Here is a 21,196-nt window from a genome sequence, read left to right as displayed (position 1 = left end):
CCGGCGGCCCGGCCGGATGCCGGACCGCTTTCCCCTGCCCTTCGGTACGAGCGCGGCGCCGGCTCGGTTCAACACCCCGGTCGACCCCCGTCTTCATTCCTGCGGGTGGGGGCGAAGGAGCACGGTTGACGGTCATCGCTTCGTGTCGCCGAGCCACTCGGCGAGGACGGCGGCCTGGCTGTGGTCGACGTCCTTGGTCGCGGTCAGGAGCGTGAGAGCGCCCCCGGCGGCGAGGTCGCGCAGGTGTCCGGCCGCCTCCCGGTGCCCCGCGTCGCGCAGCTCGGCGCGGTAGCGGCGGCGGAACTCGGCGAACCGGCTCGGCTCGTGCCCGTACCAGCGGCGCAGCTCGGTCGACGGGGCGACGTCCCGCAGCCACTCGTCGAGGTGCGCGTCCTCCTTCGTCATCCCGCGCGGCCAGACCCGGTCGACGAGCACCCGCCGCCCGTCCCCGGGTGAGGACTCCTCGTAGATCCGCCGGTAGGCGACTCGTGCGGCCATGACGGGACCCTCCCGGTTCTGTCCGGACACCGGTCTCCACGAGAACCCGCGACCGCGCCCGTCCACAAGCGGGGCACACCCGCGCGGGCGTACGGCACGCCCGTCAGCGCCTCACCGGACGTCCGCCGGTGCCGGGCGGATGGACAGGCCGGGGCGGCGGCGGTGGACGGTGAGGTAGACGAGGCCGTCCGCGCCCGCCGAGACGGCGCGGCGGGCGCCGTGGGGCAGCCAGGCGGTGCAGCCGGGCTCCAGGACCTGCCGGCCGGCCGCCGTCTCCAGGTGGCCGCTCCCCTCCAGGACCTGGACGAGGACGTCCAGGTCCGGCTCCTCGTGGCCGGCGACCTCGGCGTGCGGGAGCAGGCGGATCACGTTCGCATCCAGCTGGCGGCCGTCCTCCGCGAGCCGCCACAGGGCGCCGCTGCGGTCGGCGGGGGCCCGGTCGAGCAGGCCGTCCAGGCGGGTGAGCACACCGGGCCGCGGGTCGGACGTCAAGGCTTCCTCCTGCAGACGGGCGGGCGCGGCCGGACGGGCGCCCGTGGATTCTACGGAAGCCCGCGGGTGGGGACGGGCAGGCGTCGCGGTACCCGGCCCGATCCGCACGGCCTCAGGCCTGCGCCCCCTCGGGTCCGGTGACGAGGAGGACGACGTGCCGCGCGTCGTCGCTGTGGACGGCGCTGGACCGGTAGCCGGGCGGGACGTACAGGGCCTCGCCGCTCAGGGTGGAGACCTCGGCGACGGGCTCCCCGGGCGAATCGAGCGTCCAGCGGCTCGATCCGGCGGACTGGATCATCAGGAGGTGGCCGGAGGGCGGCCGGGCGCCGGCGACGTGCTCGACCCGCCAGCCCAGCAGGGCCGTGAGGCCGTCGGCGACGTACCTGGCCAGCTCGGTGTCCGGTGGTCCGGCCGTCCCCCGTGGAACGACGGGGTCGTTCTCGGGCCAGACCAGCCCGAAGGTGCGGGCGAAGTGGGCGTCCAGGAAGAGCGCCAGCTCCTGGAGGTAGGGATCCTGCCCGGGGCGCTCGCTCAGGCGTTCCCAGTCCACGTGTCGTCTCCTTCGGCGCGGTACCGCTCACCCCGCTGGTGTCGGGGTGTCAAGCATGGTGCATCGGCGTGTCGGACGGCATCACGGTTTTCGGGTATCCAGCAGGCCCGCCCGGCTGGCGGCGACGCCCGCCTGGAAGCGGCTGTCGGCGCCGAGCCGCTCCAGGATCTCGGCGATGTGCCGGCGCGCGGTGCGCAGCGACATGCCCAGCCGGCGCGCGATCGCCTCGTCCTTCAGCCCGTCGGCGAGCAGGCGCAGGATCGTGCCGTGCATCTCCCGGGCGACGGCCTCCATCTCGCGTCCGGTCGACTCCTGGAACGGGGTGGCCTGGCCCCAGGTGAGCTCGAACATCTCGTACAGGTAGGCGACGGTCGACGGTTCGCGGATGACCGCGGCCCCGAGGCCCGGGCCCGTGGAGGGCAGGAAGGCGGTCTCGCGGTCCATGATGATGAGCCGCCCGGCCAGTTCGTGCGTGGTGCGGTACTCGGCGCCCAGGGCGGAGGCGGCGGCGACGTAGGCCTGGCTGGGGCCGTTGAAGCGAGCGGTGTGGTGGTAGAGGGTGCGGATGCGCACGCCGCGCTCCAGCATCGCCCGGTCGCGCACGAGGGCCTCGGACATCGCCTCGGGGAGCCGGGCGCCGCCGCCGGGCTGGCAGGAGACCACCTCGGTGGTGCACTGCTCGCCCAGCCGGTTGAGCAGGAAGCGCACCTCCGCGAGCGTGGGGATCACCTCGATGCCCGCGCCGGTCTCCCGGCTCTCCGGGAACAGGGCGGAGAACTCGTCGTACCGGCTGCGCATGCGGGCGATGTCGTCCTGGCGCTGCCGGATCTCCGCCTCGACGGGCGCGGCGCGCCGGAAGAAGGCCGCGTCGGGGGAGACCACCCGCAGCGCGTCCTGCCGGACGCCTGCCGGAGCCAGCAGTCCCGTGTCGAGGAGTCTCTCGACCGCCGCCGTCACGCCGGACGGGGCCAGTCCCGTCGCCTGCGCCACGACCACCGGATCGTGGGCGCCGGCGTACCGGTTCTCCGCGAACCATGCGTAGACGGACAGATCGGATTCATGCCCCTGACCTGGTTCGGCCCGACGCCCTGTCACATCGTGATCACTTATGTCCATGTTTACACCCACACCCCTTTGTTGCCAGGCACGTTGATGAACGGCTCCAAGCATGTCGGCGATCTTCGATGCCCGCCAGAGTGAGGCCACCGCCCCTTCGGCCGATGGGGCGAATACCAACGAACCACGGGAGACACCCATGAAGCGCATCGTCCTCACCACCGTGGCGCTCCTCGCCGCCGTCGCCGCCTGGCTGCCGCCGACCGCATCGGCGCGCGCCCACGACGGTCACACCACGACCGCCCAGCGCGGCGGCCCCGCGCCGTCCGCCCCCTTCGTCTGCCCGCCCCGCACCCGCTGCAACGACACCTCCTGGGGAGGCTGAACCCTTTGTTCACGACGCGGGAGAGGGAGATCCTCGACCACCTCGCGCACGGCCACACGTCGCGGGCGATCGCCCGCCTGCTGCACCTGAGCCACCACACCGTCGAGACCCACATCCGCAACATGCGGGCCAAGAGCGGAGCCAGCAGCCGCACGCAGTTGCTGGCCATCGCCCTCGGGCTCGACACCGCCGGGCCCGCCGGGCCCGGTACGGGCTGATCCGGTCCGAATCCGAGCAGCACCGACCGGCGGGAAGCCGGCGTGCCGGGAGGACCACTCCGGAGAAAGGGGATGTCACAGACCGATGGAAATACCGATCCTGATCTGTGCGGGCCAGCCGCTGATGCGCAGCGGACTCTCCTCGGCCCTCGTGGCCGAGCCGGACATCCGGGTGGTCGGCGAGACCGCGGACGGGAGCACCGCCAGCGCGCTGGCCCGGGAGCTGAACCCCGCCGTCGTCGTGGCCGACTACGAACTCGCGGACATGACGGGGATCGAGCTCGTCCGCGACCTCCAGGGGCCGAGCCGGCAGTCCCCCCGCACACTGCTCATGACACCGGCCGAGGACGACGCCGTCCTGGAGTCCGTCCTGGCCGGCGCGACCGGGATCGTCACCCGGAACACCCTGGTGGAGGACTTCCCCCAGGCGATCAGGGCCATGGCCACCGGCCACTCCTTCCTCTCCCCCGACATCGCGGCCCTGCTCCTGAGCTGGGTGCGCGAGAGACGTCCCGCGCTGTTCCCGGCGCTCGGGCTCAACCTCCTCACCTTCCGCGAACGCGAGATCCTGGCGCTCCTGGCGAACGGGATGTCCAACGCGGAGATCTCCAAGCGGCTCTGCATCGTGCAGTCGACGGTCAAGTTCCACGTCTCCCAGCTGCTCAGGAAACTCGGCCTCCGGGACCGCCTCCAGGCCGCCGTGTTCGCCCACCAGAACGGTGTCATCTGATGTTGCGACAGAACCAGGACCACGGCGCCCGCTGGCTGCCCTGGACCGGGACGACGACAACGGGTTCGCCCCGCGTCTACTGCCTCCCCTTCGCCGGCGGGGCGGCACAATTCTTCCGCCCGTGGACGGCGGCCGCCCGGCAGCTCTCCGTCGAGGTCGTCCCGGTCGAACTGCCGGGCCACGGCACCCGGTTGCTCGATCCCCCGCTGACCGACATGGCCGCCGTGGTGGACGCGCTGTGCGAGGAGGTCCTCCGGTGGGAGAGCGGGCCGTACGCGATCCTCGGGCACAGCATGGGCGCGAAGATCGCGTACGCGGTGGCCGAGGAGATGGAGCGACGGCCCGGGGCCACGCCGCCGGCCCGGCTCTTCGTGTCCGGGGCCCTGCCGGCCTCGGCCGCCGAGCCGAGGCCACTGCACGGACTGCCGGACGCCGAGCTCCTGACGGAGCTGTCCGCGATGGGCGGCACGCCTCCCGAGATCCTCGCCAACGCCGAGGTGATGGAGCTCATGCTGCCGGTGATCCGGGCCGACCTGACCCTGTTCGAACGGTGGCGGGCAACGGCCGGGAGCCGGGTCTCCTGCCCCATCACGGCGTTCGCGGGCCGGGACGACCTGATCGTCCCGGCGGAGCCGACCGCGGGCTGGGCCGACCACACCTCGGCGTCGTTCGCCCTCCACGTGCATCCCGGCGGCCACTTCTTCCTCCGCGAGGAGATGGAGCGGATGCTCGACCGGATGGCGGCCGACCTCCACGGACGGTCGGCACCCGAGGTGATGTGACGGATCGTCACTCCTCTTCCACGCCGATTTCGATCAGTCCGGTCGCCTCGGTCAGCGCGCGTCCGACCTCCTCCGGCGAGGAACCCACCGCGATGACGTGGCCCAGCCGGTCGTAGGCGCTGCGCGGCGGCCGGACCTCGCGACCCGGCGTCCCGCTCACCACGACGCGTTCCACCCCCGGCACCCGCCCGGCCCGAGCGACCCCGTCCACGCCGGTCAGCCGCCCCGGTCGCGGCGCGGTCAGGAAGCGCAGGCCGGCCCGGCGCGCCTGGCCGGCCGACAGGTTCAGCGGCAGGCCGGCGGCGGCGCGGATCTGCTGCTCCAGCAGGTCGATCCCGGTGGCCGGGCGGATCAGCTCCGGGATCATGCCGCCGGCCAGCCGTCCGTTGACCTCGATGACGGCCGGGCCGTCGGCGGTCAGCCGGAGCTCGACGTGGGCCGGGCCGCGTTCGAAGCCGAGCGCCTTCAGGGCCTGCCGGGCGGTGTCGGCGATCCGTCCGGCCAGCGCGCCGTCGACGTCGGCGGGGAAGAGGTGACCGGTCTCGACGAAGTGCGGCAGCGGGCTGACGGTGCGCTGGGTGACGCCGACACAGCGCGCCTCGCCGTCCACGCCGAACATCTCCGCGCTGAACTCGGGCCCGTCCACGTACTGTTCGACCAGTACCGCGCCCGCCGTCCGCTGGCCGCGGACGTTGTGGGTGACGGCGAGCAGCCCGGTGGCGTGCGCGACGGCCGTGGCGGCGTCCCCGCACCACAGCACGGACTGCGAACCGGACTCCCCGACCGGCTTGACGACGCAGGGCAGCCCCACGGCTTCGACGGCGGCCGCGGCGCCGGCCGGGTCGGTGACGACCGCGAACCCGGGCTGGTGCACTCCGGCCTCGCGCAGCGCGGTGCGGGTCAGCGCCTTGTTGCGGCAGCGGGCCATCGCCTCCGGCGGGTTGCCGGGCGTGCCCAGGGCGGCGGCGGCCCGGGCGGTGTGCTCCAGGTAGAACTCGCTGGTCGTCGTGACGCCCGCCACCCGGCGTCCGGCGCACACCCGGGCGATGGCCTCGTCCAGCGCGGCCTCGTCGTCGGTGTCGCAGACCTCGACCCGGCAGCCGGTGCCGGGCAGGTCCGGGTAGCGCGCCGCGTCCTTGGTGAACAGCACCGGCTCCAGGGCCAGCCGGACGGCGGTCCGCAGCGCGATCATCCCGGTTCCGGTGGTGTTGGACTCGACGAAGAGCAGCAGCCGCCGGTCCCGGCGGGGTATCCGGGCGAACGACCAACTGGACACCGTGGCGCCGTACTCCACCTCCTCGGGGGCCCCGGCGACGGCACCCCCGCAGGCACCGTCGGCGTAGACGCTGTCCACGTAGCGGTCGCCCCGGTCCGGCATGATCCCGACCAGCCGGGTGCCCGGCTCGGCACGGGCCGCGAGGTGGGTGAGGACCCGGTAGACCGAGCCCGAGGTGTTCCCGCCGAAGATCTTCTGCTCCCGGGCGAGCCGGCGGGTGGCGTCGAAGGCCTCGTCGTCGGAGAGCCAGTGCACCTCGTCGAGGACGCGGTAGTCGATGTTGTCCGGGAAGAGGCTGTTGCCGAGCCCGCCCTGCCTGCGGGTCGGACGGTCCGGCTGGGCGAAGAGCACGCTTCCCACGCAGTCCACGCCCACCACCGAGACGCCGGGCAGCCGTTCCAGCAGCGCCTTCGACGTTCCGCAGAGCGAGCCGCCGCTGCCCACCGCCCCCACCAGGACGTCCACCGCCCCCAGGTCGGAGAGCAGTTCGCCGGCCAGGCCGCGGTAGGCGGCGGGGTTCTGCGGGTTGCTGTACTGGCGCGGCCAGAACGCGCCGGGCAGGCCGGCCATCAGCTCGGCCAGCCGCTCCAGCCGGGCACTCTGCCAGCCCTGCCCGGTCATCGCCGCCACGACGTGGACCTCACAGCCCAGGGTGCGCAGCTTGGCCAGGGTGATGGGGTCGATGCGCGGGTCGGTGACGATGTGCACGGGGTGGCCGAGGTAGGTGCCGACCAGGGCCACCCCGAGCGCCATCGTGCCCGAGGAGCTCTCCACGATCGGGCCGCCCTCGGCCAGCGCGCCGGTGCGCCGGGCTTCGAGGATCACCTGCCGGGCCACCCTGTCCTTCATCGCGAAGAGGTTCTGCATCTCCAGCTTGGCGAAGACCTCGACGCCGTCCGGCGCGTCCACCCGCAGCCGCACCGCCGGGGTGTGGCCGATGCCGTCGATGACCGATTCCTGCCGCATGTCCGTACGTCCTTAGGGGTGTCGGTGTGGCCGCTACTGGGCGGGCCGGGTGAGTGTGCGGAACAGCAGGACGTCGTCACCCAGGGCCGCGCAGGCCGCCTGCGCCTCGGCCACCTTGCGGGCGCGATCCGGGTCCGCGTCGTCGAACAGCAGGCCGAGCATGGTGCCGCTGTGCGCGCACACCACGCCGAGCGCCCCGGTCCGCCGGGCGACGGCCAGCATCGCGTCGAGGTGCCGCTTGGGCGCGAAGCGCTGGTTGAGGACGGCGCTGCGGGTGGTCACCCGGCCCACGGCGGCGAGGTCCCCGGCCCGCACGGCGCCGGTCAGGGCGTCCAGCAGTCCGGTGAACTCGGCGGTGTCGGCCGGCGAGTAGCGCTTGGGCCGCTTGTTGAAGGCGACGGTGTCCAGGTGGCCGCCCTCGTCGACCGCCACCACGGTGGCCGGCGGCAGCCCGCCGAGGGCCTCGCGCAGCCGCACCTCGCGGTGCTCGAACACGACAACGCCCGGGTGCATCACCCCGTCGGTCGGCTCGATCGGGCGCAGCCAGCGCTCCACCTCGGCCGGGCCGGTGTCCAGGCCCAGCGCGCCGCCGACCGCGCGCGCGGTGGCGACCAGGTCGGCCGAGGAGCTGGCGAGCCCCTTGCCGATGAGCAGGTCGCTGTCCAGGATCAGGGTCCCGCCACCACCGGCCTGGTGGGCCGTCAGCATGGCCCCGGCCAGCCGCAGCGACTTCGTCTTGTGGGCGGGGAAGACCCGCAGCGGGCCGGCCGGGTCGAAGCGGAACCAGGCCCGGGAGCGGAGCGTGATCGGCAGGGTGACGAGGAAGTCCGTGCCGTCGGGCAGCCGTCCCTGCAGCAGTTCGCCGAAGGTGCCCGAGGCGTCGGCCCGGCCGCTGCGCAGGTCCGCGCCCGGGCGGCGGGTGATGAGGCCGGAGCCCCTCACGAGGTGCCCGCCGGGGTGCGCTCCGCGCTGTCCTCGACGGCCAGCAGGGTGTCCACGCGCGCCGCGGCGACGCGCGCCGCCTCGTCCCGCAGCCGCCACTGGCCGGCCACCTCCCGGTAGCCGCGTTCCTGCGCGGCGAGCACGGCGCGGACGGCGTCGGGGTGCGTCGACCCGGCGGAGTGCTTGATCCGGACCGCCTGGTCGGTGTCGAAGGCGCCGGACAGCAGCGCGGCGGCTTCGGGCACCCGGTGGCCGTGCTCCCCGGCGATCGCCGCGAGCAGCGGGCCGTCGGGGGTGGCCGCGGTCAGGCCCTTCGCGATGGCGGCCCTGACGTAGGCCCCGGCGATCACCTGCGCCGTCCGCCAGGGCACGCCGGCCTCCAGGGTCAGCAGGTTCGCGAGGGTGAAGGCGCCGAGGAAGTCCCCCTCGCACGCCTCGCGCATGCGGTCGGTCCGGAAGACGGCGCCGGCGAGGGCGGAGTGGGCCAGCCGCAGGGCCGAGCGCAGCGCGGCGAACTGGGTCTGGAGGTGCCGCCCGGCCTCCTTGGAGACCTCGACGCTGTTGGCGTACGGGGTTCCGCACTGGGCGAAGGCGAGCTGCGTCGCGCAGCCGACGACGTGCGAGCAGCGGCCGCGGATCCGTTCCAGGACCGGGAAGTTGCGCTTCTGCGGCATCGCCGCCGAGATCCCGGCCAGCGCGTCGGGAAAGTCCACGAAGCCGAATCCGGCGCCGCTCCACGTCATCAGGTCGGTGGTGAACCGGCTGAGGAGCACGGCGGGGTCCGCCAGCGCGGAGGCGACCACGAGGGCCCAGGACCGGGAGGCCACCGAGACCAGGGCGTGCGCCTGCGGCTGCCGGAAGCCCAGCAGGCCGGCCATCCGCTCACGGTCCCAGGGCAGTTCCTGGCCGGCCATGCTGCCGGCACCGAGGGGCGAGCGGTCGATCTCGTCGTAGGCGGTCAGCAGACGCCGGGCCGCGCCGAGGGTCTCCTCGGAGAGCGCCGAGAGGTAGAAGGCGGGCGTGATGGTCTGCGCGGCCTGCGCGTGGGTGTAGCCGGGCATTGGGCTGTCCGGCAGTTCGGCGGCGCGCGCCGCCGCCGTGCGTCCCAGGGCGATGAGGTCCCCGGCGACGGCCCGGACGTTCTCCCGGCAGGACAGCAGCTGGCCGCAGGCCTGGAAGTCGTTGCGGCTGCGGTCCACGTGCCAGGCCGCGAACGGGGCGGTGGCGCCGCGGGCCACGTGGCGTTCCATGGCGAAGAAGATGTCCGACATGTTGTCCCGGGGGTCCGCCCGGATCAGCTCGGGGGTCAGCTCGTCGAGCCGTCCGGCGATCGCGGCCGCGCCCTCCGGGTCGACCAGGCCCATCCTGCGGTACTCCAGAAGCAGCACCTTCTCGATGGAGACGTAGTGCGGCAGCAGGGCCTCGGCCTCGTAGGCGAACTGCGGGGCCAGCACCTCCTCGTCCCAGACCTCGCTGGGCACGCCGTCGATCCGGCCGGTCACTGCCATGTCTCTCCCTCGGGCTCGTTCTGGTCGCTCTGGTCGCTCTGGTCCTCCCGGCGGGTCGCGGTGTGCCGGGCCAGCTCGGCGGCCAGCCCCGCGACGGTCGGGTTCGAGAAGAAGGCGTCGACGGTGGTCTCGACGCCGTGGTCGGACGACAGCCGGGCGAGCAGGCGCAGTGCCTGCAGCGAGTGGCCGCCGGCCGCGAAGAAGTCGTCGTCGACGCCCACCCGGTCGACTCCGAGGACCTCCGCCCAGGCGCGGGCCACCAGGGCCTCGGCGGCGGTGCGCGGCGGTACTCGGCCGGACGGTGGGGCCGGTGCCGCTGCCGGCCGGCCCGTGCCCGGGCCGGCCGGGAGTCGGGACAGCGGGGTCGCCGGGTCGGCCAGGGCCGCGGTGAGGACCGCCGCGTAGTCGGAGAGCAGCCCTGCGGCGGTCTCCCGTTTGAACAGTGCGGTGTTGTACTCCAGGCGGACCGTCGTGCCCGAGACCTCCAGCAGCAGGTCGTCCTCGGCCGCCGTGGACGGGGGCCCGAAGCCCCCGGCCGCCGTGACGTTGAACGCCAGCTGGTAGAGCGGGGGCAGGCCGGGCCCGCGCTGCGGCGCGAGCTGCTCGACCACGGTCTGGAACGGCATCTCCTGGTGGTCGCGGGCCGCCCGCCACACCGCTCGGACGCGGTCGACGAGCGCGGCGTACGAGGGGTCGCCCGAGGCGTCCACCCGGAGCGCCAGCGTGTTCACGAACGTGCCGACGAGGGGCAGCAGTTCGGGCCGGTCCCGGCCGGAGAGCGGCACCCCGAACACGAGGTCGTCCCGGCCGGAGCGCCGGTGGACGAGGGCGGCGTAACCGGCGAGCAGGAGCTCGAACGACGTGGTCCCGGACCGGCGGGCGGCCTCCGCGAGCGCTCGCGCCGTGCCGGCCGGGAGCGCGACCCGGAGCTCCGCGCCGGCGAAGGACCGCCGGGCCGGGCGCGGCAGGTCCAGCGGAAGGCCGTGCACGGGCGGCAGGCCGGCCAGCTGCGCCCGCCAGTAGCCCGCCAGTGGGGCGAGCCCGTCGCCGCCGAGCCGCTCGCGCTGCTGACGTGCGTGATCGCCGTAGGAGACGGGGAGCTGGGGAACGTGCGGCGCACGTTCCTGCTCGAAGGCCGCGCAGAACTCGGCGATCTCGGCGTGGAGGTTGAAGAGTGACGGCGCGTCGCAGACGGCGTGGTGGGCGACGAACAGCAGCCGCCAGCGGCCCGCGCCGAGCCTGACCAGCCCGGCGCGCCACAGCGGTGCGCGGGAGAGGTCGAAGGCCGTGTGCTTCAGCCGGTCGGCGAGGTCCTCACGGTCCTCGCGCTGCCGCTCCTCGGGGCGGCCGGACAGGTCGACGACCTCGACGTCGGGATCGACGCGGTCGCGGACGACCGCGGTCAGCACGCCGTCCACGACCCGGAACCCGGTGCGCAGCGGCTCGTGCCGCTCCACCACGGCGGCCAGCGCCGCCCGGATCTGCCGCTCGGAGACGTCCCCGTGCAGCGGCCACTGGTCCGCGACGTGGTACAGGGCGGTGCCGGCCGCGAACCGGCTGGCCAGCCAGGCGCGTTGCTGCGCGAAGGACGCGGTGGTCATCCGGCCGCACCGCCGGGCAGGACGTGCCCGGAGAGCCGCACCGGGTCGCCGAGGACCACGGCGACCTCCCGGGGGCCCTCGTACGGCTCGCGGCTGTGGGCCATCCGGATGTTGTCGACGACCAGGACGTCGCCGTCCCGCCAGGTCTCGCCGAAGGCGGCCGCGTCGTAGACCGCGTTGACGGCCGCGACGGTTCCGGCCCCGATCGGGGCGCCGTCGCCGTGGGCCGTGGTGAAGGGCAGACCGGCCGGCCCGTACTGGTGGAGGAGGTACTCGCGGACCGCCGGGTCCATCGTCAGCTCGTTGAGGAAGGCGATCTGGTTGAACCAGCCGGGCACCCCGGTGCGGGGGTGGGCGACGACGGCGGCCCGGCGCTGCACGGTGCGCAGCGCGCCGTCGCCGGACCACGCGTGCGCGATGCCCTCGGCCGTGCAGTAGGCGTCGACCGCGGCCCGGTCGTCGGTGCCGAAGGCGTCGGTCCACGGCACGCCGACGTCCTGGTAGGCCCGCAGCAGCCGCCAGCCGTCCCGGCGGAACGGCTCGACCAGCTCCGGGGGCAGCGCGCCCAGCACCTGCTGGGAGTCGGCGAGCAGCGTGCGGCCGCCGCGCTGCGGGGCGGTCAGGCACCCGAACACCAGCAGCCCGGGGACCTCGGCGGCGTAGCTCTGTTCGTGGTGCATGCACATCGGGGTGTCCGCGGGCCAGTGCGAGGCCGAGTAGACCCCCTCGCCGAGGCGGTCGCGGGGCGCGAACCCCTCCCGCTCGGCCATCGACTCGATCCCGAGCGCCGCGGTGACGGCCGCGAGGCCGGCGGCCGAGGAGACGTCCAGGCCGCGCAGGAGGACGGCCCCGGAGGCCTCGACCTCGGTGAGGACCTCCTCGCGGTGTTCGGCGGCCCACTCCGCGCCGGGGGCGGCGGCGAGCACGCGCAGGACCGGTACGGCGCCGGCGGGGGTCATCGGCGCACCTCCGCGGTGCGGCCGGCCGCCTTGCGGTCGAGGAGCGCGGCCACCTCGGCGACGGTCGGGGTGTCCTTCAGCTCGCCCACCGTCACCGCGCGGTCCAGGGCTATCGCCAGCCGGATCGCGGCCAGTGAGGTGCCGCCGAGCTCGACGAACCGGGAACCGCGCCCGACCCGGTCGAGCGGCACGTTGAGCAACTCGGCCCAGAGCCCGGCGACCCGGCGCTCGGTGTCGGTCTCCGGGCGTGCCGCGTCGCCGTCGGCCGCCGCCCGGCCGTTCTTCCGGGCGGAGGCGGTGAGCGCCTTCCGGTCGATCTTGCCGTTCGCGGACAGCGGCAGCCGGTCGAGGCGGTGCAGCCGGCCCGGCACCATGTAGTGGGGCAGGACGGCGGCCAGGGCCCGCTCCACGGCCCCGGGCTCCGGCGCGCCGGAGCCGCTGTAGAAGCCCACCAGCCGCGGGTCCTGCGCCGGACCCGCGATCACCACGGCGCCGTCCCGGACTCCGGGGACCTGGAGCAGCCGGTTCTCGATCTCGCCGATCTCGATCCGGAAGCCGCTCACCTTCACCTGCGAGTCCCGGCGGCCGAGGTACTCGAACTCACCGGACGGCAGCCGACGGCCGAAGTCGCCCGAGCGGTAGAGCCGTTCGCCCGGCCGGTACGGGTCCGCGCGGTACGCGGCGTCGGTGCGGGCCGGGTCGTTGACGTACCCGCGGCCGACGCACACCCCCGCGAAGACGATCTCCCCCGGCGCCCCGTCGGGGACCATGCGCAGCCGCTCGTCCACGACGTACACCCGGACGTTGCGGGTCGGCGGGCCGAGCGGGACGGACCGGCCGGCCGGCGGACCGTGCAGCACGCCGTGGTTGGTGTCGTCCGAAACCTCGGTGGTGCCGTAGCAGTTCACCAGCGGAATGCCGGGGAAGGCGGCGAACCAGCGGTGCACCAGCTCGGCCTTGAGGGCCTCGCCGGTCACCGCGAGGCAGCGCAGCGACGGCAGTCCCGGGCTGTCGCCCTGGAGGGTCTCCAGCACCAGGTCCAGGTAGGAGGGCACCAGCTGGGCCACCTGGACGCCGGCACCGGTGACGGTCTCCACGAACCGGCGGACGTCGGTGATGGTCTCCTGCCCGACGATCTCCGTCCGGCCGCCGACCAGCAGCGCGCAGACCAGCTGCCACAGCGAGATGTCGAAGCACTGCGGCGCGGTCTGGGCGATGACGTCGCCCTCCCGGACGCCCAGGTCCTCGATCTTGGCGTAGAGGTGGTTGAGGAAGCCCGCGTGCTCGCACATCGCGCCCTTGGGCTCGCCGGTCGAGCCGGAGGTGAAGTAGATGTACGCCAACTGGTCTGCTGCAACCGCGAGTTCGAGATCGTCCTGTCGGCCGGGCGCGGCCAGTACCTCGGTCAGCACCGAGACGGTCACCGCCTCCCGGCCGCGCACGGCCTCGTCGAGCTGCGCCAGTCCCGGGTCCGCCAGCACCCGGCGGCAGCCGCTGCGCTCCAGCACGACGGCGATCCGCTCGGCCGGGAACGCCGGGTCCAGCGGCAGGTAGCAGCCGCCCGCCTTGAAGACCGCGAGGACCGCGGCCAGCCACTCCAGCGAACGCTCGGCCACCACGGCCACCACGTCCTCGTCGGCCAGCCCCTGCTCCCGCAGCGACCACGCGATCCGGTTGGCGCGGCGGTTCAGCTCCGCGTACGTCCAGCTCCGCCCGTCCTGCACCGCGGCGACCGCGCCGGGGTGCCGGCGCACGCGCTCCTCGAACAGCTCGTGGAACCGGCGGTCCGGCAGCGCACGGACCGGACCGGCGGAGGCCGCGAGCACGGCGGCCAGCTCCGCTCCGGCGACGAGGCCGTGCTCGTCGTGCGCCTCGTCCGGGGAGCCGGTCATCCGCTCCAGGACCGCACGGACGTAGCCCTCGGTGCGGTCGGCGCCCACGTGTCCCCGGGCGGCGGCCTCCGCCACGACCCTGTCCGCGTCGGCCCGCCCCTGCGGCGTGGCCACCCGGGCGATCAGCTCCCGCCAGCTCCGGCCGCCGTCGCCGAGCGCGTCGGAGCCGGTCAGCACCGCCGCGACCTTGAACGACGCGGCCAGCCGCACGGTGTCCGGGTCGACCCCGGCCTCGGCCGCCAGGGCCGCGACCGCCGCTTCGGCGTTCCTCATGATTCGTCACCTTCCAGCTCGTTCCGACGTGCCGGCAGGGGCCAGGGCAGCCGCGCACGATCACGTTTGTTGGTGGCGGTGCGCGGCAGATCGGCCAGCACCGCGATGAGGTCGGGCACGGCGGGCGCCGGCAGCCGTTGGGCCACGAGCCGACGCAGCTCCTCCGGGGAGACCCCGGCGTCGGCCACCACGTAGCCCACCAGGCAGGGGTCGCCGGTCGCGGTGGTGCGCACGGCCGCGGCGGCCTCCCGCACCCCGGCCTGCTGCTCCAGCACCGCCTCGACCTCGTCCAGCTCGACCCGGTTCCCGCGGATCTTCACCTGGTTGCCGGTCCGGCCGGTGAACGCCAGGGTGCCGTCCGCTCGCCAGTACCCGCGGTCGCCGGTCCGGTAGAGCGTCCGGCCGGGCCGCCACGGGTCGGGCAGGTACGCCGAGGCCGTCTCGGCGGGCCGGCGGTGGTACGAACCGGCCAGGAACGCGCTGCGCAGGTGGATCTCGCCGGGCACCCCGGCCGGGCACGGCCGGCCGAGGGCGTCGAGGACGAGCGCCTCCCGGCCCGGGATCGCCCCGCCGATCGGCACGGTGACCGGGAACGCCGTGCCCGGAGGCAGTTCGTGGTGGGTGGCGAGGATGCACTCGGTGGGCCCGTACAGGTTGTGCAGCGCCGGGCGCGCCGGCCGGTGCGCCCAGGCCTCGGCGAGGTCCACCGGGAACACCTCGCCGGCGACCAGGACGTGCCTCAGGTCCGGCAGTTCGCCGCCCTGCGCGTCCAGTACCTCGGTGAGCAGCCGGAAGAACGACGGCACGGTCTGGATCTGGCCGATCCGCTCCCGCCGCAGCCAGCGCACCACCGCGACCGGGTCGCGCCGGGCCCCGTCGGGCGGCAGGCACAGCTCGGCGCCGGCGGTGAGCGCGGCGAAGACCTCGGTGTACGCGGCGTCGTAGGTGAGCGGCGCCCACTGGGCGACCCGGCTCCCCGGCCCGATCCCGAACCGCTCCCGCTGCCACTCGGCGAACTGCGCGAACGCGGCCCGCGACAGCGCGATCCCCTTGGGCGTCCCGGTGCTCCCCGAGGTGTGCACGATGCACAGCGGGTGGTCGGCGGCCGGCGGGGCCGGGAACCGGTCGTGCTCCCCCGGCGGTTCGTCGCGCGGGGCCGGCTCCAGCGGGAGCACCGGCAGGCCGGCGAACCGGCCGTCCGGTCCGAGCAGCGCGGGGTGCGCCGCGGCGGCGGCCCCGTCGGCCAGTACGCAGACCGCCCCCGTGCCGGACAGGATGTCGCGCAGGCGGGCGTCCGGGTCGGCGGGGTTCAGGCAGGTGAACGTCGCGCCGGTGCGCAGAGCGCCGAGCACGGCCGCGATCCCGTCGGCGCCGCCGCCCGGCAGGATCGCCACCACCCGCCCGGGGCCCGCGCCGCGGCCGGCCAGGGCGTGGGCGATCCGGCAGCTCCACCGGTCGAGCCCGCGGTAGTCGAGCGTGCCCTCCGGGGAGCGCACCGCGACCGCCTGGGGGGCGTCCTGCACCCGCGCCGCGAACTCCTCCTCCAAGAAGGCCAGGTAGTCGCGGTACGGCCGCACGGTGGCGGGGGCGGGCGCCGGGTGGGGCGCGGGGCGGCCGGAGAGGTCGAGTTCGGCCAGGGGCCGGTCCGGGGTGACGTGCCCGAAGCGCAGCGCCCGGACCAGGTGGTCGGCGAAGCCCTCCGCCGTCGCTCCGCCGGGCAGCGTACCGGCGAGGGCGACGGTGAACGCGCGCGGCCCGGTCACGGTCAGGGTCAGCCGGCCCTGCGGTTCGGGCGGGGCGTCGACGCTCACCTCGGCCGCGACGCCCGGCAGGTCCAGGGCCGCGGCCGGGAGGTCCCGCCCCGCGAACACGGCGCGGATCGGGAAGGCCGGCGCGTCGGCGGCGGCCTCCGGCGCCGTACGCACCCGGGCGGCCAACTGGGCGGACGTCAGGGCGCCGGAGAGGTCCAGCCGGACCATCCGGTACTCCGGGCCGTCCGCCACCGTCACCACCGCCCCGTCGGTTCCGGCGTACCTGGCGAGCACGGCCGCGAAGGCGGCGAGCACCCGCTCGGCGGTGGCGCCGTCGGGCAGCTCGCGGGCCGCCCGCTCCCCCGGCCACCAGGCGCCCGGCCGGGGACCGGGCGCGGGCGCCGGTGGGGCTCCGGTCCGCGCACGGTAGGCGGCACCGAGGTCCCGGGTCAGCGCCGCGACCGTCCACTCGTCGGCCCGTTCCGCGTCCACCGCGATCAGGAGCTCGTACGCCCCGGCGCCCAGCCCCGCCAGGCAGGCCCGCAGCCGGGGGCGGCCGGCGGCCCCGACCGGCCGGGCGGCCTCGTCCGCCGCCAGGTCCGCCAGGACGCGCCGCTGCTGCTCCCCGCCGGACCGCGCGAGGTCGATGACCCTCAGCCGGACCCGGCCGGGCCGCCCGCCCGCCGCCCGGAGCTCCGGGTGCGCGGCCACCAGGTCGTCGACGGCCGCCGACAGCGCGGTGACGTCCAGCCCGCCCGTCAGACGGGCGCGGAGCAGCGCGTTCACGGGCGGGGCCGCCACGGGCGCGCTCACGACCCGCTCCCCGCCGTACGGTCCGTCACGGCGGCGGCGAGCCCGGCGACGGTGGGGTCCTGGAGGAAGGCACGCAGCGGGAGGTCCACCCGGTACTCGTGACGGACCCGGTCCATGAGGCGCGCGATCGCGAGGGAGTCGCCGCCGAGGAGGGTGAAGTCGTCGTCGCGGCCGATGTCCGCCAGGCCGAGGATCTCGCTCCAGATCGCCGCGATCCCGGTCTCCGTCGGCCCCTTCGGTGGTTCCGCTGCCTCCGCCGACCGCCGCAGCGCGACCTTGGGCAGGGAGCGGCGCTCCACCTTCCCGTTGAGCGTCCGGGGGATCGCCGCCATGCGGACGAACACCGAGGGCACCAGGCCGGGCGCGAGGCGCTGCGCCGCGTGCGCGCGCAGGTCGGCGTCGGAGACGTCCGGGGCCACCACGTAGGCGACCAGGGCCGTCGTCACGTCCTCCGTGACCGCCGCCGCGCAGACGTCCTGGACCCCGGGGCGGCCGCGCAGGGCGTTCTCGACCTCGCCGAGGTCGACGCGCACGCCGTGGACCTTGACCTGCTGGTCGCGGCGGCCGTACAGCTCCAGCGTCCCGTCGGGCCGGAACCTGCCGAGGTCACCGGTGCGGTGGGTGGTGGCCGTGCCGCGCCACTCGTCGTCGCCGAGGTAGCCGAGGAGCGGGAACGGGACCTCGATCTCCACCTCGCCGAGCGCGTCCGGCGGATCGCCGGGCCCGGTCAGGACCCGGGCCGACACGCCCGGCAGCGGCCGGCCGACCGGCACCAGCCGGGCGTGGGCGTCCTCCTCCGTCGTCCGGTGGAAGAGCTTCGTCATGGTCGTCTCGGACGGCCCGTACAGGTTGACCAGCTCCTTGCCGCCGCCGAACAGGCCGCGCCACCACGCGACGTCCGAGGGGTGGAGCGGCTCGCCCGCGAGCAGCACGGCGCGCAGCGCCGGGAACGAGCCGGGGGTGAGGCCGGCGGAGCGCAGGGTGCGGAAGAGGGTCGGCACGCAGTGCAGGACCTCGACCTCGTTCTCGGTGAGCCAGCGCGCCAGGCCCTCGCCGACCGGTGTCCCGCCGGCCGGGCTCGCGCAGACGGTGCCGCCCGCGCACAGCGGGGCGAAGGCGTCGCGAAGGAACGCGTCGAAGCCCGGCGAGGTCAGCTGGGAGACCCTCGTGCCCGCGCCGATCCCGAACTCGGCGATCTCCCAGTCGACGAAGTGGTGGACCGCCCGGAGGCTGCCGCGGATGCCCTTGGGGCGCCCGGTCGTCCCCGAGGTGAAGTAGACGTACCCGCGGTCCTCCGGGCCGGACCTCTGCCAGGCCTCGGCGGACCACGCCCGCGGCTCCAGCTCCTCCGGGCGGACGAGCCGTGCGCCGTCGGGCAGTTCGCGCTCCGCGAGCGCCGCGCGGCCCGGGGCGTCGGCGACGACCGCGCCCGGCCGCAAGGTGGCGAGCACGCCGTCCAGCACGGTTGCGGGCAGCCTGGGGTCGACCGGCGCGAAGGTCCGGCTGGCGGCCGTGCAGCCGAGGACGGCCGCGATCACCTCCACCGGGTCGGCGCAGGAGATCAGGACCGGGTCGGCGGGCCCCACCCCCTCGAAGGCGGCCTGATAGCCGGCCACCCGCCCCGCGAGCTCCTCGTAACTCACCTCCCGGGCACTGGACTTGACGGCGCAGCGGGCGCCGTGGCGGGCCAGGCCGTCCGCCCATCGCGTCAGAACCGTCGGCGTGGTCATAACTCTCCGTTCCTGATCCGCCGTGCGATGACGGTCATCGGGTCGATGCTGGGCAGGTGGCGGGTCAGTCCGCGGGCCTCGATCGCCCTGGTCACCAGGTGCAGTTCGGTGCAGCCGGCGATGAACGCGGACGCCCGGTACTTCGGCAGCAGGCCGCGGACGAAGTCGACCGTCGGGAGCCGGTCGGCATTGCGCTTGAGCCGGTAGATGTGGTGGTGCAGCTGTTCCTGGTCGGCCTCGTCGGGCAGGACCAGGCGGTGCGCGTACTCCGGCCACCGCTCGTGGCCGGTGAAGACGCCGGCCAGCACGCTGCCCCGGGTGCACAGCACCAGGTGCCGGCCGGGGCGTTCGGCGAGCTGCTCGAAGACCAGGTCCACCAGGGAGACGCAGCGCGAGCGCAGCGCCTCGGGCAGCAGCCGGATCGCGGGGTGCGCGGTGATGCAGGCCACGACGACGACGTCGGCGCCGGCGGTGAGCAGGCGCTCGACCGAGTCCTCCAGCGCGTCGCGGACGAGGTCGACCGTCCCGGACTGGATGGCGGTGGTCCGGTCGGCCACGGCCGGGTCGGACCACAGCAGGATCCGGGCGGCGAGCTGCTCGTGCTCGGGCGGTTCGAGCCCGTACACCGTGTTGAGCAGCTCGGTGGAGGCCAGCGGGCCCATTCCGCCGATCACGCCGATCAGCGGCTTGCGGGCCCCGGGCTCCCCGGTGCGCGCGGGGGCGCCGGCCGGGAGGGGCCGCGCGGCGGTCGCCGGGGGCGTGGTGACGCGTTCTCGGGTCATCCCAGGCACGGCAGCCCGAACTCCTCCAGGAAGATCGCGAAGGTCGCGATGACGAGCAGGTAGTCCGTGTCCAGGTGCGGGTGCACGGTGCGCGCCCCCGAGGTCTGGCGGCGGATCAGCTCGGCGACGACGGCCGGGTCGAAGTAGCCCTGCCGGCGCACGGTCGCGGGCGAGAGCAGGTCGTTGAACCAGTCGTCGCCGGCCAGGAGCAGTTCGGTGCTGGTCTGGCTGCGGAAGCCGAACTTGCGGCGCCCGAGGACCTCCTGCGGGACGAGGCCCTCGGCCGCGCGGCGCAGCACGGCCTTCTCGCGGCCGCCGGCGGTCATCAGGGACGGCGGGATCGCGGTCGCGTGCCGGACGACGTCCCTGGCCAGGAAGGGGAAGCGCATCTCGACGGAGCTCGCCATGGCCATCCGGTCGCCGTGGTCGCCGAGTAGGTGGTCGGCGAGCCGCAGGTGGAAGTCGAGGTAGGAGCGCTGGTGCAGCGGGTGGCGCCCGATCAGGCGCTCCGGGTCGACGAGGCGCTGGGAGGTGACCGAGAAGGCGTCGAACTCCTCGGCCAGCGGGCCGCTGTAGAGCTGGCGGCGCAGGTCGTGGGCGGGGACCTGGTCGGTCTCGTAGCGCAGGTCCAGGCCCCACATCCGGTGGGCGGCCTCGCGTTCGAGCTGTTCCTCCAGGAGGTCGGCCGGGCCGCGGCCCGGGCCGCCGGTGTCGAACAGGTAGCCCGGGTAGCCGCCGAACAGCTCGTCGGCGCCCTCGCCGCTGAGCACCGCGACCGTGCCGGTGGCGCGGACCTCGCGGGCCAGCAGCATCGAGCAGACGTTGTAGGACTCCTTCACCGGGGTCTCGGCGTGCCGGACCATGCCGCCGAGCAGGCCGGCGGTGTCGGCGGCGTCGACCGGCACCTCGTGGTGGCGGGTGCCGATCTTGCCGGCCACCAGCCGCTGGTAGCGCGCCTCGTCGATGCTGCTGCCGGGGAAGGTGACGGCGTAGCTGGGCCACGCGTGGCCGGGGCGGCCGGCGGCCAGGAGCGCGCCGATCAGGCTGGAGTCCAGGCCGCCGCTGAGGTAGGTCCCGACGGGGACGTCCGCGACCGAGCGGGAGCGGACGGCGGCGTCGAGGAGGGCCCGGGTGCGGTCGGCGAAGGTGTCGAGGACGCGCGGGTCGCGCAGGGCGGCGGCGTCGCGGTGGCGGGCCTCGTCGTCCCAGAGCGGGTAGTCGAGGTCCCAGTAGCGCTCGGTCCGGTGGCCCGAGCGGTCCGCGACGAGCCGCTCGCCGGGGCGCAGCGAACGGATGCCCTCGAACATCGTCCGCGGGCTGACCAGTCCGGGCAGCGACAGGACCTGGTCGAGTCCGCGCAGGTCGACCCGGCGTTCCACCAGCGGGTGGCGCAGAATGCTCTTGACCTCGGAGGCGAAAACGATCCGGCCGGCCACTTCGGTGTAGAACAGCGGCAGCACTCCGCAGTGGTCGCGGGCGAGCAGGAGGCGGTCCTCGCGCCGGTCGTAGAGGGCGAAGGCGAACTGGCCGTCGAGGTGGTCGGTGAGTTCGGTGCCGTATTCCTCGTAGAGGTGGACCAGGACTTCCGTGTCCGAACCGGACCGAAATGCGTGGCCCTTTCTCCGGAGTTCTTCGCGAAGTTCCCGGTGGTTGAATATCTCGCCGTTGCACACGGAGACCACCGAGGAGTCCGGGGTGGCGTGGGGCTGTCCACCGCCAGCCAGGTCGACCAGCGACAGGCGGCGGAACCCGGCGGTGAACGCGCCGGTCTCGCAGGTGGCGTGCGCGTCTGGCCCCCGGTGCACCAGCGCGTCGGTCATGGCCGTCAGGACGTCGGGGTCCAGGCCGGCCGGGTCGTCGAATCCGTAGACCCCGGCTATTCCGCACATCGAGCTCAGGCTCCTATCACCCGGTCGCCCACACGAATCCTGACGGAATCCGCTGTTCTTTCGATATGTCCGCCGGTCACATTAGGAGCGGCGCCGCGCACGG

The 21,196-nt window shown here is 74.9% G+C and carries 18 protein-coding genes; 4 read left to right on the top strand and 14 right to left on the bottom strand.

The genetic code is table 11. The features are described from left to right. Positions 1–132: 132 nt before the first annotated feature. From AB0C76_RS14435 to AB0C76_RS14420, 4 genes are all read right to left on the bottom strand, one after another. Positions 133–498 (bottom strand): DUF488 family protein, encoded by a 366-nt coding sequence (locus tag AB0C76_RS14435; RefSeq protein WP_359964341.1) that lies wholly within the window; start codon positions 496–498, stop codon positions 133–135. 111 nt (positions 499–609) lie between these two features. Then, positions 610–990 (bottom strand): cupin domain-containing protein, encoded by a 381-nt coding sequence (locus tag AB0C76_RS14430; protein WP_359964339.1) that lies wholly within the window; start codon positions 988–990, stop codon positions 610–612. Between the two features lie 112 nt (positions 991–1,102). After that, positions 1,103–1,540: a hypothetical protein gene (locus AB0C76_RS14425; RefSeq protein ID WP_359964337.1), complete on the bottom strand. Its 438-nt coding sequence runs from the start codon at positions 1,538–1,540 to the stop codon at positions 1,103–1,105. A gap of 81 nt (positions 1,541–1,621) precedes the next feature. Then, positions 1,622–2,530: a LuxR C-terminal-related transcriptional regulator gene (locus AB0C76_RS14420; protein WP_359964335.1), complete on the bottom strand. Its 909-nt coding sequence runs from the start codon at positions 2,528–2,530 to the stop codon at positions 1,622–1,624. A 265-nt stretch (positions 2,531–2,795) separates the two neighbouring features. On the opposite strand from AB0C76_RS14420, the gene AB0C76_RS14415 reads away from it, so the two are divergent. From AB0C76_RS14415 to AB0C76_RS14400, 4 genes are all read left to right on the top strand, one after another. Then, positions 2,796–2,981: a hypothetical protein gene (locus tag AB0C76_RS14415; protein WP_359964333.1), complete on the top strand. Its 186-nt coding sequence runs from the start codon at positions 2,796–2,798 to the stop codon at positions 2,979–2,981. A gap of 5 nt (positions 2,982–2,986) precedes the next feature. Continuing rightward, the gene (locus AB0C76_RS14410) at positions 2,987–3,199 is read left to right on the top strand and encodes a helix-turn-helix transcriptional regulator (RefSeq protein ID WP_359964331.1); all 213 of its coding nucleotides are present in this window, start codon (positions 2,987–2,989) and stop codon (positions 3,197–3,199) included. A gap of 85 nt (positions 3,200–3,284) precedes the next feature. After that, the gene (locus tag AB0C76_RS14405) at positions 3,285–3,929 is read left to right on the top strand and encodes a response regulator transcription factor (protein ID WP_359964329.1); all 645 of its coding nucleotides are present in this window, start codon (positions 3,285–3,287) and stop codon (positions 3,927–3,929) included. Continuing rightward, positions 3,929–4,711 (top strand): alpha/beta fold hydrolase, encoded by a 783-nt coding sequence (locus tag AB0C76_RS14400; RefSeq protein ID WP_359964328.1) that lies wholly within the window; start codon positions 3,929–3,931, stop codon positions 4,709–4,711. Before AB0C76_RS14405 ends, AB0C76_RS14400 begins: the two co-directional genes overlap by 1 nt. A 7-nt stretch (positions 4,712–4,718) precedes the next feature. Here AB0C76_RS14400 and AB0C76_RS14395 read toward each other — a convergent pair whose 3' ends face one another. The 10 genes from AB0C76_RS14395 to asnB are packed head-to-tail and all read right to left on the bottom strand — an operon-like array spanning position 4,719 to position 21,093. Next, positions 4,719–6,953, bottom strand: coding sequence for a pyridoxal-phosphate dependent enzyme (locus AB0C76_RS14395; RefSeq protein ID WP_359964326.1), 2,235 nt, complete (start codon positions 6,951–6,953; stop codon positions 4,719–4,721). Between the two features lie 33 nt (positions 6,954–6,986). Further along, entirely contained in the window at positions 6,987–7,895 is a 909-nt protein-coding gene (locus AB0C76_RS14390) for a kinase (protein ID WP_359964324.1), read from the bottom strand. After that, positions 7,892–9,403, bottom strand: a complete 1,512-nt coding sequence (locus tag AB0C76_RS14385; protein ID WP_359964322.1) for a lyase family protein — start codon at positions 9,401–9,403, stop codon at positions 7,892–7,894. Before AB0C76_RS14385 ends, AB0C76_RS14390 begins: the two co-directional genes overlap by 4 nt. Then, positions 9,394–11,004 (bottom strand): condensation domain-containing protein, encoded by a 1,611-nt coding sequence (locus tag AB0C76_RS14380; RefSeq protein ID WP_359964320.1) that lies wholly within the window; start codon positions 11,002–11,004, stop codon positions 9,394–9,396. The genes AB0C76_RS14385 and AB0C76_RS14380 overlap by 10 nt, the downstream gene beginning before the upstream one ends. Beyond that, positions 11,001–11,963, bottom strand: coding sequence for a TauD/TfdA family dioxygenase (locus AB0C76_RS14375; RefSeq protein ID WP_359964318.1), 963 nt, complete (start codon positions 11,961–11,963; stop codon positions 11,001–11,003). The genes AB0C76_RS14380 and AB0C76_RS14375 overlap by 4 nt, the downstream gene beginning before the upstream one ends. Continuing rightward, entirely contained in the window at positions 11,960–14,128 is a 2,169-nt protein-coding gene (locus AB0C76_RS14370) for a non-ribosomal peptide synthetase (protein ID WP_359964316.1), read from the bottom strand. Before AB0C76_RS14370 ends, AB0C76_RS14375 begins: the two co-directional genes overlap by 4 nt. Then, on the bottom strand, positions 14,125–16,692 hold the full coding sequence (locus tag AB0C76_RS14365) for an amino acid adenylation domain-containing protein (RefSeq protein ID WP_359964314.1): 2,568 nt from the start codon (positions 16,690–16,692) through the stop codon (positions 14,125–14,127). Before AB0C76_RS14365 ends, AB0C76_RS14370 begins: the two co-directional genes overlap by 4 nt. Then, positions 16,689–18,422 (bottom strand): non-ribosomal peptide synthetase, encoded by a 1,734-nt coding sequence (locus AB0C76_RS14360; protein ID WP_359964312.1) that lies wholly within the window; start codon positions 18,420–18,422, stop codon positions 16,689–16,691. The genes AB0C76_RS14365 and AB0C76_RS14360 overlap by 4 nt, the downstream gene beginning before the upstream one ends. After that, complete coding sequence (locus AB0C76_RS14355) at positions 18,419–19,204, bottom strand: aspartate/glutamate racemase family protein (RefSeq protein ID WP_359964310.1); 786 nt, start codon at positions 19,202–19,204, stop codon at positions 18,419–18,421. The genes AB0C76_RS14360 and AB0C76_RS14355 overlap by 4 nt, the downstream gene beginning before the upstream one ends. Then, positions 19,201–21,093, bottom strand: coding sequence for an asparagine synthase (glutamine-hydrolyzing) (gene asnB, locus AB0C76_RS14350; RefSeq protein WP_359964308.1), 1,893 nt, complete (start codon positions 21,091–21,093; stop codon positions 19,201–19,203). Before asnB ends, AB0C76_RS14355 begins: the two co-directional genes overlap by 4 nt. Positions 21,094–21,196: the final 103 nt, after the last annotated feature.

This window comes from Kitasatospora sp. NPDC048722 (genome assembly GCF_040650235.1).
GTDB lineage: Bacteria > Actinomycetota > Actinomycetes > Streptomycetales > Streptomycetaceae > Kitasatospora.
The sequence above is the reverse complement of the archived record's forward strand: the minus strand, read 5'-3'. Positions and strand labels throughout refer to the sequence as shown.

Bases quoted from the DNA above. Each gene is read 5' to 3' on its own strand.
- AB0C76_RS14375 (WP_359964318.1), bottom strand. From the start codon at position 11,963: ATGACCCCCGCCGGCGCCGTACCGGTCCTGCGCGTGCTCGCCGCCGCC.
- AB0C76_RS14360 (WP_359964312.1), bottom strand. From the start codon at position 18,422: ATGACCACGCCGACGGTTCTGACGCGATGGGCGGACGGCCTGGCCCGC.
- AB0C76_RS14380 (WP_359964320.1), bottom strand. From the start codon at position 11,004: ATGACCACCGCGTCCTTCGCGCAGCAACGCGCCTGGCTGGCCAGCCGG.
- AB0C76_RS14395 (WP_359964326.1), bottom strand. From the start codon at position 6,953: ATGCGGCAGGAATCGGTCATCGACGGCATCGGCCACACCCCGGCGGTG.
- AB0C76_RS14355 (WP_359964310.1), bottom strand. From the start codon at position 19,204: ATGACCCGAGAACGCGTCACCACGCCCCCGGCGACCGCCGCGCGGCCC.
- AB0C76_RS14385 (WP_359964322.1), bottom strand. From the start codon at position 9,403: ATGGCAGTGACCGGCCGGATCGACGGCGTGCCCAGCGAGGTCTGGGAC.
- AB0C76_RS14405 (WP_359964329.1), top strand. From the start codon at position 3,285: ATGGAAATACCGATCCTGATCTGTGCGGGCCAGCCGCTGATGCGCAGC.
- AB0C76_RS14400 (WP_359964328.1), top strand. From the start codon at position 3,929: ATGTTGCGACAGAACCAGGACCACGGCGCCCGCTGGCTGCCCTGGACC.
- AB0C76_RS14435 (WP_359964341.1), bottom strand. From the start codon at position 498: ATGGCCGCACGAGTCGCCTACCGGCGGATCTACGAGGAGTCCTCACCC.
- AB0C76_RS14415 (WP_359964333.1), top strand. From the start codon at position 2,796: ATGAAGCGCATCGTCCTCACCACCGTGGCGCTCCTCGCCGCCGTCGCC.
- asnB (WP_359964308.1), bottom strand. From the start codon at position 21,093: ATGTGCGGAATAGCCGGGGTCTACGGATTCGACGACCCGGCCGGCCTG.
- AB0C76_RS14370 (WP_359964316.1), bottom strand. From the start codon at position 14,128: ATGAGGAACGCCGAAGCGGCGGTCGCGGCCCTGGCGGCCGAGGCCGGG.